This is a genomic window from Paenibacillus thermotolerans (assembly GCF_028745515.1).
Lineage (GTDB): Bacteria > Bacillota > Bacilli > Paenibacillales > YIM-B00363 > Paenibacillus_AE > Paenibacillus_AE thermotolerans.
In genome coordinates this window covers 18,862-31,753 of record NZ_JAQZSG010000045.1, presented here as the reverse complement: position 1 = coordinate 31,753, position 12,892 = coordinate 18,862, and the positions used below count along the sequence as shown (strand labels likewise).

The window sequence follows — 12,892 nt, the reverse complement described above, 5'->3', positions numbered from 1 at the left end:
TCGAATCCCGTCGGCTCCGCCATTACTTCCTAAAGTAAGCCGCAATCAGTTCACGGGGGATTAGCGAAGTGGCCAAACGCGGGAGACTGTAAATCTCTTCTCTTACGAGTTCGGTGGTTCGAATCCATCATCCCCCACCATTTCTTATGTTGGCGATCGTGGCGAAGGGGTTAACGCATCGGATTGTGGTTCCGACATTCGTGGGTTCAAGTCCCATCGGTCGCCCTTTGGAGTATGAGCCATTAGCTCAGTCGGTAGAGCACCTGACTTTTAATCAGGGTGTCGAAGGTTCGAGTCCTTCATGGCTCACCATATAAGTTAGTTTGCGCGTATGGCGGAATTGGCAGACGCACCAGACTTAGGATCTGGCGGGAGACCGTGGGGGTTCAAGTCCCTCTACGCGCATACTCATGCGGACGTGGCTCAGTGGTAGAGCATCGCCTTGCCAAGGCGAGGGTCGTGGGTTCGAATCCCATCGTCCGCTCCATTATTTTGTGCCCTTAGCTCAGCCGGATAGAGCGTTTGACTACGAATCAAAAGGTCAGGAGTTCGAATCTCTTAGGGCACGCCATTTTTTATGAATTGCCGGTATGGCGGAATTGGCAGACGCGCGCGACTCAAAATCGTGAGGGAAACCGTGGGGGTTCAAGTCCCTCTACCGGCACTTAGATCGGGACGTAGCTCAGCTTGGTAGAGCACCTGGTTTGGGACCAGGGGGTCGCATGTTCGAATCGTGTCGTCCCGATACTTAGAAACAACACTGAAGGCCAAGCGTCGGAATTGGCCTTTTTTGCATGCAAAATTGCAGAAATAAGTCGAAGGGGTTCACATTTTATAAATGTGAGCCCCTTTTTTAGTACAAAAGCCCATAAAATGGGCGAATTCATCAGTAACAAGTGCGGAGTCCGCACCATAAAATACGACATAACATTAAGCCGCTGTTCTAGGGCAAATACTTTCCCGGAGGCTATGTAAAATGAATGAATTCAAAAATGAGCTCGAACAATTAAGCGTTTCCCAATTCCAAGCAAGTCCTATGACCCCTTGGAATCAACAGTACTATTACCCGCCAGGGCAGTACCCGAACGTTCAATATGTGGATGATCAATCACGCGTCGGTTTCGGCGTTTGTGCCGGATTTTGCGGAGGCTTTTGCGGAGGCTTTTGTGGCGGCTTTTGCGGCGGTTTTCGTTGCGGAGGGTTTTGCGGAGGTTTTCGCTGCGGAGGATTTTGCGGCGGTTTCTGCGGCGGTTTCTGCGGCGGTTTTCGTTGCGGCGGGTTTTGGGTTTGACTTCGAGCGGCAAAGAATTGCGGCGCAGCACGTGCCCGCCCCCTCACAGCGTCAAGCTGTCAGGGGCTTTTTTTACTTTGGTGACATGACATGAAGGACAAATAAACGTACATAAAATTAATATGATTAACGAATGTGAACGTGACGTCATGGTGAAAATTTTGCGAGTCACGAGGAGGAGTGCAATGACAAATTTGACCGCTGCCGCCCGCCTGAAAGTAAACGGAGACACGTTCTTTCTCCCCGTTCCGGGCAACGGTGTGTACTTCCGGAACAACAAAGGCACGTTCCGTATGGAAGGCGAGATGATCGATCGGTGGATTGAGAAGCTGATCCCGATGTTCAATGGCGAATATACATTGGCGCATTTGACGGAAGGTCTGTCAGCCCCGGTCCGCAACCGGGTGTTTGAAATCGCTGAAGTTTTGTACGAGAAAGGCTTTGTACGGGATGTGAGCCGTGACCGCGCACATCAATTGACGGATGAGATTGTCCAAAAATACGGCACGCAGATCGCCTTCTTAGAAAGCTTCGGCGATTCCGGGGCATTCCGGTTTCAGTCCTATCGACAGGCTAACGCATTAGCGGTCGGTTCCGGACCGTTTCTCGTATCATTGGTCTCAGCGTTAATCGAGTCCGGATTGCCGAAGCTGCATGTGTTGATAACGAATTCGGCGCCGACCAATCGGCAGCGGCTTAGGGTATTGGCGGAGCAAGCCCGAAAGACCGATCCCGAGGTGCAGCTGGAGGAGGTTATATTACAGTATGAAGGCGCAAGCGGTTGGCGGGATCTCGTTCAGCCGTTTGAAGCGATACTTTACGTATCGCAGGAGGGGGACAGCGAGGAGTTCCGCCTTCTTCATAAGGTGTGCATTGAAGAGAAAAAAATACTTCTGCCCGCCATGCGATTGCATCAGACAGGAATGGCCGGTCCTCTCGTACATCCGAACTCCGAAGGGTGCTGGGAGTCCGCATGGCGCCGGATACACCGGACCGAAGTATACAGAGCCCCTGAGGAGCAATATGCCTTCTCTTCTACGGCAGGAGCGCTGCTGGCTAATGTTATCGTGTTCGAGCTGTTTAAAACGATTGGGGGAGTGACAGAATCTCAACTGAGAAATTCGTTCTTCCTGCTTGATCTGGAAACGTTGGAGGGCAAATGGCATTCTTTCCTACCGCATCCTTCGGTACAAGGAGGCATTGCCGCCGAAAGGATTCAGGACTGGGACTCGCTGCTTAAACGGAGCCAGACCCAAACGACATCGACCGGATTGTTTCCCTATTTCAGCCAATTGACCTCGGCGCAAACAGGAATCTTCCATATTTGGGAGGAAGGGGATTTGATGCAGCTTCCGCTGTCTCAATGCCGCGTTCAGGCGGTCGACCCATTATCGGAGGGACCTGCAGATTTGCTTCCAGCCTTCGTCTGTACCGGACTGACTCACGAAGAAGCAAGGCGGGAGGCGGGACTGGTCGGAATCGAAACGTATGTTTCGCGATTGGCGGGTATACTCGCAGTCGGCCCGGAAACCAAATTCGGAGCCGGGGCGGGGGAAACGGCCGCGGAAGCCGTGGCGCGCGGCCTGCAAGCGCATTTGGCCGAGTCTTTCGCCAGCCAATTAAGGAACCGGCCACCGTCTGTCGTTAAGGTTAGGCTAAGCGATGTGCTGGATGAAAGATGCCGGTTTTATTTACAGTCGCTGATCTCCATGCGAGGTACGCCGAGCATCGGCTTGGGAGAGAACGTATTCGGGTTCCCCGTCGTATGGGTCGGTACGGGTGATTGCTGGTACGGCAGCGTCGGCTTGAATGTGACGTTGGCTTTGCGGAAGGCGCTTCAAGCGGCGTTGTTGAAGCAACAAAATCAAACCTCGTGCCGTATGCCGCAAGTGCGGGAAATCTCATCGGTGTTCATTGGAGAACAGTCCCCAAAAATTTTGACGATCCCGACGAGTGCCGATACCGCACAACCGGAAGTATTGAGGGATGCTCTGCAGATTTTGGGAAATAACGGAAAACGTCTCACTGTTGCGGATATGGCTGTGGAACCGTTTTTGAAACAAGTGCCGGGAGGAGTGTTTGGTGTGTCGCTGAGAGAGGGGGCGGGCAAGTGAACGCAGTCGTGGCCGTTGTCGGAACAGGAAGATTGGCGGACCTCGTTTGCGGAGAACTTTCCGGCCGTTATCGGGTCGAACGTCTGGCCGATTTCGGCTCAGGCGTACCGGTCGGGACGGATTTCGCGTTGGTGCTGCACGATGCTTGGCATCCTGCCGTACATCTCGAAGCGGAGAAGGTTTTGCAGACAGCGGAAATCCCTTGGCTAAGGGGCTTCATCGCGTTCGGCGAGGGTGTGCTCGGGCCGCTGGTGCGTCCGGGTTCGCCGTTGTGCTCTCAATGCGCGGATACCCGTCGGCTCTTGGCGGAGCGTGACCACAAGGAAACGTGGCTGCTTCGGCAGCATCTTGTGAAAGCCGGAGGAATTCCGAAAGACGCGTGGGCGTCTAACTCCGGTCTATTGCAGATGGCGCACTTGCTTGTGGAAGAGACGCAAAAGCTGCTCCAAGGGAACCGGATCCGTTCGGAAGAACGGATGTTTTTCATCGATATGAAGACTCTGCAGTGCACAAGCCACTTTATTTTGCAGGATCCGCTGTGTCCGGTTTGCGGGCGTTTGCCTGCCGATTCGCCGGAGATGGCCTCGATTTCACTGCAGCCAAGCCCGAAAATCGGTGAAAACAGTTACCGCACCCGTTCAATGGGAGAGTTGAAGCAATTTTTAGTCAAAGACTATTTGGATTACAGGACCGGTTTAATGAACGGAAAAATAGTCGATCTCGTGTCTCCGTTTGCCGATGTGAGTGTGAATCTTCCCATGTTCGGGGGACATGAGGTAACGTCGGGGCGCACGCATTCCTATGCGGAAAGCGAATTGGCCGGCATATTGGAAGGCTTGGAACGGTATTGCGGTACAGCGCCTCGAGGCAAACGGACGGTTATTCGCAGCAGTTACCGCAAATTGGCGGATTATGCGCTGAATCCCGACACGGTCGGTTTGTACTCGAAGGAGCAATACGAGCTTCCCGGGTTTCCTTTCAAGCCGTTTAATCCTGATGAACCGTTGGACTGGGTATGGGGTTATTCGTTTCTGCAGGAACGCCCGATTCTGGTTCCACAGTTGCTCGCCTACTACAGTTCAAGCTGCGGTCACGGGTTTGTCCAAGAGGGCTCCAACGGCTGCGCGTTGGGTGGAAGCTTGGAGGAGGCTATTTTCTACGGCATTATGGAAGTGGTCGAACGAGATTCGTTTCTTTTGACGTGGTACGCGCAACTGCCGCTCCCGCGTCTTGACCCAAGCTCGGCAGGCGATCCGGAGCTTACCTTAATGGTCGATCGTCTGAAAACCGTGGCGGGGTTCGATCTGTATCTATATAACGCGACGATGGAGCATGGGATTCCAAGCATATGGGCATTGGCGAAAAACAGGAAGCCCCATGGAGTCAATCTCCTTTGTGTGGCCGGCGCGCATCCCGATCCGGTGCGGGCGGCAAAAAGTACGATTCATGAGCTATCGGGGATGATGCTGACGCTTAACGAGAAATTCGACAAACATAGGGAGGATTACGTTCGCATGTTCCGCGATCCTTCGTTAGTTCGGGGGATGCAGGATCATTCCATGCTTTACGGCTTGCCCCAAGCTCAAGAGCGGCTGAATTTTTTGCTGGAGGAAAACCGTCCGCTGCGAACGTTTGAGGAGGAGTTCAATCGGACGCCGAGAAGTCCGGACCTGACCGACGATCTGAAGGGTATTCTCCATGTGTTCCGTGATTTGAACCTTGATGTGATCGCGGTGGACCAAACTACCCCGGAATTGAAGCGAAACGGATTAAGCTGTGTGAAGGTGCTGATCCCGGGGATGCTGCCGATGACGTTCGGTTATCATCTCGCCCGCATAACAGGACTCGAGAGGGTATTGAATGTGCCGGCGAAGCTCGGATATACAAAGCGTCCGCTACTAAAGGAGGAGCTCAATCCGCATCCGCATCCGTTCCCATAAGCAGTCTGAGGAGGTAAAAGGATGTCGACGCCGGAAACATTTCTTCGCCATCTCCACCGGAATACCCACGAGATCGTACCCCCCGATTGGGAGGTCGATTGGAACGATGCACCTCTTAAATACAAGCTTTATCGGGGCTTGCCGACAGTTCCGTTATCCGCGGAAGTGCCGTTGACGCTTGAAGAGAAGAAGCCGTCGGCCGCTCTGCCCGAACTGGATGAAATCGGCCACTTCCTGTGGTACGTCTACGGCTTGACGCAGCTATGTCAATTAGCGGATTCGCCATTCCCTTCGGCAGGTCCTATGCAGATGATGCGGAGGTTCGTGCCATCCGGAGGCGGCTTGTATCCGAACGAATTGTACGTATACCTCAAGATAAAGAACGTTCCTCGCGGAATTTATCATTACGATGCGGCGCACCACCGCTTGGTATTGCTTCGTGAAGGCGATTTTGACGGCTTTCTTTCCCGGGCACTCGGCGATCGGTGCGATGTATCGGCTTGTTTCGGCGTTACTTTCATTTCTGCGATGTTTTGGAAAAATTTTTTTAAATATCATAACTTCTCATATCGTCTGCAGGGGCTGGATACGGGAGTATTGATCGGTCAATTGCTTGAAGTGGCGAAACGGTTCGGTTATTCCGCGGTGGTGTTTTATCAGTTTCTTGATCGGGCGGTCAACCGTCTTTTAGGATTATCTGAACGGGAGGAAAGCGCGTATTCCGTTATCCCTTTATCGGTTGAGCCTGCGAATATGCGGTTTACAGACGTTCACGGAGGAAGCGGCTATTCGGCTGCCGAGCTATGCAGTGAACTGCCGGCCGTTCGGCACGATCATTACGTGCGGTCGCGCAGGGTGAAGGAGCACCCGATGTTGACCAAGGCGAATGAAGCATCCATGCTGGAGTCATCGGGTTCGTTTCGGCGGCTCGAGGAGAGGAAGCATGGCGAAAGCGGTCTGCAGTCGTTCTATTTGTCCCGCATAAATAGGTTATCGTACGATATGGCAACGGTTTGCCGAAAGCGGTTCTCGCCCGAGATGGAATTCGTACTGGACAAAGTAACCGAACCGCAATTGGCCGTTATGCTGCTGGAGGCGGTGGCTTCCTTTTCCTATCGCAACGATCTGGATGGCCCCAACAGCCGCTTTTCCCGGATATCCTTGTACGGTTGTTTATATAACGTTGACGGCGTTCCGGATGGAGCATATCGTTATGACGGCTCGGCTCATGCGCTGCGGCGGGTGTTTCCCGGAGACCATCGGCTTCGGCTGCAAGAGGGAATGTCTCTGGACAATATAAATATGTTTCAAGTGCCGCTCTGCTTTCATGTGGTCGGTGACAACAATCACCTCCATTCGGCATTAGGGAGCAGAGGATACCGTATCCAACAGATGGAGGCCGGTATTTACGTGCAACGCTTGCTGTTGGCCGCGTCCGCTGTCGGCATGGGCGGACGCCCGCTGCTCGGATTTCGCGAGGATATATCCGATGCGATTTACAAGGTGAACCGGCAGGGAAAAACCAGCTTGATCCAAATCCCTATCGGTCCGTATCGTCCTCGTCCCAGTTTGGAAGGAGCGATGCACAGCTAGCTCATAGCTCAACAACAGTCAACAAGCGGCTGACCGCTTTAATCAAGCCGATTGCGCATATATGGTCCGTACTTTGAAGGTACGGGCTTTTGTTTTGACAGTTGCTTGACAGCTTCGTGAATATCGCCTATGATTCACCTGTTTTACCGGTATTTTATTCACATTCGAGACGTATCCGGCATTCGAAAAAAGGGAGGCGAAAGGAAGTGTTGGGAAAGTCCGACGAACAGAAGCAAGCGGAGGGCTTGATTCGGTCAGGCAATCCGATTGTTCCGGGCCATTACGCAGACCCGGAGGCACGCGTAATCGATGGCGAATACTGGATATATCCCACGTATTCGGCGATATACGAGGAGCAAACGTTCTTCGATGCGTTCCGCTCGAAGGACCTGGTCCATTGGACGAAAGTCCCCCGGATTTTATCCGTGGAGGAAGTGAAGTGGGCGCACAAAGCAATGTGGGCGCCCTCGCCGATCGAACGGAACGGGAAGGTTTGGTACTTCTTCGCGGCTAACGATATCCAGAGCGACGACGAGATCGGCGGCATCGGCGTGGCGGTATCCGAAAGGCCGGAGGGACCGTTCCGCGACGCACTGGGACGGCCGCTCATCGACCGTTTCCATCATGGAGCCCAGCCGATCGATCCTCATGTGTTCGCGGATGATGACGGCAAGGTGTACTTGTATTACGGCGGCTGGGGACACTGCAATGTCGCTCAGCTGAACGATGACATGACCGGCTTCATACCATTTTCGGATGGGGAGATCTTCAAGGAAGTAACGCCGGAAGGCTTCGTGGAAGGCCCGTGTATGATGAAGCGGAACGGCCGTTATTACTTCATGTGGGCGGAAGGCGGCTGGACCGGTCCCGATTATGCGGTAGCTTACGCAGTGGCCGATTCGCCGCTCGGTCCTTTCCGGCGTGAACGGGTCATCCTGCAGCAAAATCCGGAGGTGGCTACAGGAGCCGGCCACCATGGCTTTTTGAACGTGCCGGGGACGGACGAGTGGTTCATCGTCTACCATCGGCGCCCTCTCGGCATAGACGACCGGAATCACCGGGTGCTCTGCATCGATAAGCTCGAATTCGGCGAGGACGGCTTAATTGAGTCCGTTACGATTACGTTCGAGGGTGTGGAAGCGCGGCCGATCGCGGATTGAGAAAACAAATAAAAGCTGGACACAAGGGACGCCGAGAGCGTCCTTTTGTTGTCTGTGAAGGTTGCCATGCCCCCCTTTGTTAACCTCTGCGGCGCTAAAGGACACCACAGACGCTATATCGCCATTTTACCCGCCACCGTTTCGCTAACGGACACCATGGACGCTATTCCCCATTTTTAGTGCTGTTTCCCGCTTTTTCGAGGCAATAACTGCAGTGGTGTCCGTTAAAACTGCAAACCCGATTCAAAACGCCGAATAACTGCATCCCTGTCCGTTACGTTAGAGCGAGCCGCCATACATCTGAATATGATAGGTCAGATGCCTGAGATTGGGTATTTCCATTAAAACACTGCGTTCATCCTCCAACTTTTTTGCAGCCTTCTACGTCTTGCATTTATAGAACATGAGGATAACGAAACAGGGGGCTTTCTCTAATGGCGACCGCAAAAAGCATGAACCCCAACATTGAGAAAGGACGATACATGCCGGGCTTGGACGGACTTAGAGCATTGTCGGTAATAGCCGTCATTGCGTATCATCTGGACGCCGCCTGGGCTCCCGGGGGCTTTCTGGGAGTTGGCGTTTTTTTCACATTGTCAGGCTATCTGATAACGGATCAGCTGCTTGTACAGTGGAAAAATACAGGATCCGTCGATCTGAAACATTTTTGGATCCGAAGAGCGCGCAGACTGTTGCCGGCCATGTTCGTGATGCTTGCAGTTGTAGGTGCATGGCTGTTCCTGTTTGACCGACAGCGGCTTATTGCCCTGCAGGACGGCTTCTTATCCGCGGCGCTATACATTCATAATTGGTGGCTCATCTTTCATAACGTCTCTTACTTCGAAAGTTTCGGTCCGCCGTCTCCGATCGGTCACCTCTGGTCACTGGCTATCGAGGAGCAGTTTTATATATTTTGGCCCCTGTTGCTGATGATTGCGCTGCATCGATTTCGTCAACGCGGCGGAATGCTCTTATTTATTTTTGCGGGAGCAGCCGCCTCTGTGCTTGCGATGGCGTTCATCTACGTCCCCGGAACGGACCCGAGCCGGGTTTATTACGGTACGGACACGCGAGTGTTTGCCCTGCTGATCGGCGCCGCATTGGCGACAGTATGGCCGAGCAATAAATTGACCGCGAAGCTTTCGGCACGATCCCGGTGGAGTCTTGATCTGATCGGCGCTGCCGGAATATTCGCCGTCATCCGGATGATTTGGACGACGAACGAATACGATGAATCGCTGTACAGGGGAGGACTTGCTCTATTTTCCCTCTTGACTGCATTCGTTACAGCCGTGCTGGCTCACCCTGCTAGTATCGTAGGCAAACTAATGGGAAGCAAACCGCTTCGATGGATCGGCAAGCGATCCTACAGTCTGTATCTCTGGCATTACCCCGTAATTATTCTCACTACTCCGACTGTCGATGCGGAAGGGTTTCATGCGGGCAGAGCGGTCTTTCAAGTTTTATTCAGCATGATATTGTCATCCTTATCGTGGAAGTTTGTCGAAGAACCGATGCGCAATGGGTCTTATGCGCTCCTATGGGGGAAAATAAGGCGCTGGACGCCTACAAAACCCCGATACGTATTCGCATTATCGTTATTTTCTTTGCTTCTGATTTCCTGCTCGGGCAGTCTGAAAGCCGGGCAGCCTTTAGCCGTATCGTCCGCCGGAGCTGCAGGGGATACAACGGATCGCGCCCCGGCCACCGTAGAAAAAGCTCCGCCGGTCATGGCCGAGGAATTGCCGCCGCCGGCGGTACCCGAGGAATCGGCACCTGCTGTACCCGAGGAATCGCCACCGCCAGTTCCCGAGGAATCGGCGCCTGAAAATACGAAGGCGGAAGCGGGCAGCGGAATTACTGCAATAGGCGATTCCGTTTTATTGGATGCCGCACCGCACTTGGAGAAGCTGCTGCCCGGCATCGTGATCGATGGCCAAGTGGGCAGACAAATGTCTGAAGCGAAGGACGTTGTGAAGCGGCTGAAGGAAGAAGGCAAGCTCGGCGACCGGATCATTATTGAACTTGGCACGAACGGTTCTTTCAGCAAAAAATATTTGCGTGAATTGCTCGCTTCCCTCGAACAGGACACGAAGCAAATCTTTATAGTAAACACCCGCGTTCCAAGAAAATGGCAGGACGCAGTAAATCGTTCATTGGAAGAAGTGGCGAAAGAGTTTCCCAAAGCAACCGTCATCGATTGGTATTCCGCAAGTAAAGGGAAAGGTTCGTATTTCGCGGATGACGGGGTCCACCTGAAAGACAAGGGAGCTCGGTACTATACTTCGGTTGTTACGAAAGCAATACAGCAGGGGGAGCAATGAGATGTGGGGATGAACGATCGGGATTCCATATTGGAAACATTCATTTTGGACCATAAAGAACATATTTACCGGCTGGCTTACAGCTATGTTAACAACAAGGACGACGCTCTGGACATCGTTCAAGAATCCATCTACAAGGCAATGAAAACAAAGTCGAGACTTCAAGATCCGGGGGCCGTGAAAAGCTGGTTTTACCGAATTGTCGTTCATACGGCGCTCGACCTGCTCAGAAAGCGGAAGAAGATCCAGCCTATGGAGGACGATCAGCTTCATGCGTTTATGGAGCAATCGGAGGACGACTATGCGGATATCGATATGGATCGAACGCTGCGTCAGCTTCCTGAAAAATATAGAACCGTCATCGTCTTGCGATTTTTTGAAGACCTGACGTTTGAAGAAGTGGCGGAAGTGTTGAACGAAAACATAAATACGGTGAAGGCAAGGGTGTACCAAGCGCTCAAGCTGTTGAAAATTCAAATGGAGCAGCCGGCTCCCGGGAGGAGAAGAGACTATGGATCAGCGCCTTGAAAAACTGAGAGACCAATATGAGCAAGTTCCAATCCCGGAACAATTGGATTTCGTCGTCAGGAAAGCTCTTAAGCAACAAGGGGAAAGCCGGTCGTTACACAAGAAATACATGGCGGGAGCCGGCGCAGCGGCTATTTTATTGATCGCCGGACTTAATACAAGCCCGGCCTTCGCCCATTCCTTATCGGAAGTGCCTGTCGTCGGTTCGATCGTTAAAGTGCTTACGTTTAGAGAATATAAAATCGACAGCGGTACGGCCAGCGCCACTATACAAGTGCCCGCCATTACGAACTTGGACAATAAAACTTTGGAACAAACCTTAAACAAAAAATATTTGGAGGAAAGCAAAGAGCTGTACAACGATTTTATTGCAGAGATGGAAAAGCTCAAAGAACACGGAGGAGGACACCTGGGTGTAGACAGCGGCTATGTCGTAAAAACCGACAATGAACGGATTCTCTCCGTGGGCAGATATGTCGTGAATACGGTCGGTTCTTCTTCCACAACGTATAAATACGACACCGTCGACAAGAAAAATCAGATCTTAATTACTTTGCCGAGCTTATTTACAGATGACCGATATATCAACCTGATCAGCGATAACATTAAAGAACAGATGAAGGAGCAGATGAAGGCCGACTCCGAAAAAATGTATTGGGTAGAAGGCACGGGAAATAAGATCGATGAACTCAACTTTATATCTATAGCCAAAGATCAACCCTTTTATATTAACGAGGACGGGAAGCTTGTTATCGTCTTTAATAAATATGAGGTCGCTCCGGGATATATGGGCGTGCTGGAATTCATGATTCCGACCGATGCGATCGCTCCGGTACTTGTAAGTAACGAATACGTAAAATAAATGATAGGGAGATAAACAACATGAAGAACAACACGAGAGCCTTCCCGCTGCTGCTTCTTATTTTGATTTTTACCGTGCTTTTATCGCTTTATATGCCCCGGTCTGTCGTAAGCGGTCTAGGTATATTCGCGCCGCAGCAGGCATCAGAAGAAGAAAAGACGGAAGAAGTCCCACAAACCGAACAGCAGGCGCCTATTGATAATGAAAAACATCCCGACATCGGCAATCCGCCGGAACAGAAAGCAGAGGATGAACAATTCCCAATTAAAGATGACCGTAAGGCCGAGCCGGACAAGCATCCTTCCAAGCAGCCCGAGAAAGCAAAGGAAGACGGCAAAGACAAGGAGCAAAAGAAGCCGGATGTTGTCCCTGCGATGGTTGGAGGCATGTTTAGCGACATACTTCTGGTGAACAAACGGTTCTCACTGCCTTCGGACTACACGCCGCAGGAGCTGGTCGTCCCCGACGTTCCGTTCTCATTCGACGGGTACAGTCCAAAGAAGCAGCTGGAAAAGGAGGCGGCGCACGCATTGGAAATATTGTTTGCTGCGGCGAAGGATGAGGGGCTAAAGCTGAATGCCGTTTCCGGTTACCGGTCTTACGGCACCCAGAAGGCGATTTTCGACAGAAACGCCAAGCGTAAAGGTGCGAAAGAAGCGAACCGCACGAGCGCTTATCCCGGGCAAAGCGAGCATCAAACCGGACTGGCGATGGACGTCTCCACCGACAGCATTGGCAATGCGCTCGAAGAATCGTTCGGGGAAACGGAAGAAGGAATGTGGCTGGCGGACAACGCGATGAAATATGGGTTTATTATTCGGTATCCGAAAAGTAAAGAGGAAATAACAGGGTATAAATACGAGCCTTGGCATCTGCGCTATGTCGGTGTTGAAGCGGCAACGTATTTATCGGAACACGAATTGACTCTTGAAGAATATCACGATCAACATAAACAATAACGAGCAAGTGTAAGTATGCCTTACAGCTGCGTTGACGGCGGCCGAAGGCATCTTTTTTTTACTTGTTTCACAATTGTGTTTGTGTGTACATTCGTGTTATTGTTTGTGTTGAATGTTCTGT

The 12,892-nt window shown here is 52.0% G+C and carries 9 protein-coding genes and 8 tRNA genes; all 17 read left to right on the top strand.

What is annotated here, in order from left to right; all coding sequences use genetic code 11:
* Positions 1-54 precede the first annotated feature (54 nt).
* The 17 genes from PT964_RS23730 (at position 55) to PT964_RS23650 (ending at position 12,771) form a co-directional block, all read left to right on the top strand.
* Positions 55-140, top strand: a tRNA-Tyr gene (locus PT964_RS23730).
* Between the two features lie 12 nt (positions 141-152).
* Positions 153-225: transfer RNA gene (locus tag PT964_RS23725), tRNA-His, on the top strand.
* 11 nt (positions 226-236) lie between these two features.
* Positions 237-312: transfer RNA gene (locus PT964_RS23720), tRNA-Lys, on the top strand.
* 13 nt (positions 313-325) lie between these two features.
* Positions 326-405 (top strand) — tRNA-Leu (locus tag PT964_RS23715).
* A gap of 7 nt (positions 406-412) precedes the next feature.
* Positions 413-487 (top strand) — tRNA-Gly (locus PT964_RS23710).
* Positions 488-494: 7 nt separating this feature from the next.
* Positions 495-571: transfer RNA gene (locus PT964_RS23705), tRNA-Arg, on the top strand.
* Between the two features lie 13 nt (positions 572-584).
* A tRNA-Leu gene (locus PT964_RS23700) sits at positions 585-664 on the top strand.
* Positions 665-671: 7 nt separating this feature from the next.
* Positions 672-745, top strand: a tRNA-Pro gene (locus PT964_RS23695).
* Between the two features lie 231 nt (positions 746-976).
* Positions 977-1,291 carry a heterocycloanthracin/sonorensin family bacteriocin gene (locus tag PT964_RS26640; protein ID WP_425262791.1) on the top strand — a complete coding sequence of 105 codons (315 nt, stop codon included), beginning with the start codon at positions 977-979 and terminating at the stop codon, positions 1,289-1,291.
* 185 nt (positions 1,292-1,476) lie between these two features.
* On the top strand, positions 1,477-3,405 hold the full coding sequence (locus tag PT964_RS23685; protein ID WP_274365842.1) for a putative thiazole-containing bacteriocin maturation protein: 1,929 nt from the start codon (positions 1,477-1,479) through the stop codon (positions 3,403-3,405).
* Positions 3,402-5,345 (top strand): TOMM precursor leader peptide-binding protein, encoded by a 1,944-nt coding sequence (locus PT964_RS23680; RefSeq protein ID WP_274365841.1) that lies wholly within the window; start codon positions 3,402-3,404, stop codon positions 5,343-5,345. The genes PT964_RS23685 and PT964_RS23680 overlap by 4 nt, the downstream gene beginning before the upstream one ends.
* Before the next feature lie 21 nt (positions 5,346-5,366).
* A complete protein-coding gene (locus PT964_RS23675) occupies positions 5,367-6,938 on the top strand; it encodes a SagB family peptide dehydrogenase (RefSeq protein ID WP_274365840.1) in 1,572 nt (523 codons plus the stop codon).
* Positions 6,939-7,144: 206 nt separating this feature from the next.
* Positions 7,145-8,098: a glycoside hydrolase family 43 protein gene (locus PT964_RS23670; RefSeq protein WP_274365839.1), complete on the top strand. Its 954-nt coding sequence runs from the start codon at positions 7,145-7,147 to the stop codon at positions 8,096-8,098.
* Between the two features lie 434 nt (positions 8,099-8,532).
* A complete protein-coding gene (locus tag PT964_RS23665) occupies positions 8,533-10,422 on the top strand; it encodes an acyltransferase family protein (protein WP_274365838.1) in 1,890 nt (629 codons plus the stop codon).
* Positions 10,423-10,431: 9 nt separating this feature from the next.
* The gene (locus PT964_RS23660) at positions 10,432-10,950 is read left to right on the top strand and encodes an RNA polymerase sigma factor (protein WP_274365837.1); all 519 of its coding nucleotides are present in this window, start codon (positions 10,432-10,434) and stop codon (positions 10,948-10,950) included.
* Positions 10,934-11,812, top strand: a complete 879-nt coding sequence (gene rsiV / locus PT964_RS23655; RefSeq protein WP_274365836.1) for an anti-sigma-V factor RsiV — start codon at positions 10,934-10,936, stop codon at positions 11,810-11,812. The genes PT964_RS23660 and rsiV overlap by 17 nt, the downstream gene beginning before the upstream one ends.
* 20 nt (positions 11,813-11,832) lie before the next feature.
* Entirely contained in the window at positions 11,833-12,771 is a 939-nt protein-coding gene (locus PT964_RS23650) for a M15 family metallopeptidase (protein WP_274365835.1), read from the top strand.
* Positions 12,772-12,892: the final 121 nt, after the last annotated feature.

Bases quoted from the DNA above. Each gene is read 5' to 3' on its own strand.
- PT964_RS23675 (WP_274365840.1), top strand. From the start codon at position 5,367: ATGTCGACGCCGGAAACATTTCTTCGCCATCTCCACCGGAATACCCAC.
- PT964_RS23660 (WP_274365837.1), top strand. From the start codon at position 10,432: ATGAACGATCGGGATTCCATATTGGAAACATTCATTTTGGACCATAAA.
- PT964_RS23665 (WP_274365838.1), top strand. From the start codon at position 8,533: ATGGCGACCGCAAAAAGCATGAACCCCAACATTGAGAAAGGACGATAC.
- PT964_RS23650 (WP_274365835.1), top strand. From the start codon at position 11,833: ATGAAGAACAACACGAGAGCCTTCCCGCTGCTGCTTCTTATTTTGATT.
- PT964_RS26640 (WP_425262791.1), top strand. From the start codon at position 977: ATGAATGAATTCAAAAATGAGCTCGAACAATTAAGCGTTTCCCAATTC.
- PT964_RS23685 (WP_274365842.1), top strand. From the start codon at position 1,477: ATGACAAATTTGACCGCTGCCGCCCGCCTGAAAGTAAACGGAGACACG.
- rsiV (WP_274365836.1), top strand. From the start codon at position 10,934: ATGGATCAGCGCCTTGAAAAACTGAGAGACCAATATGAGCAAGTTCCA.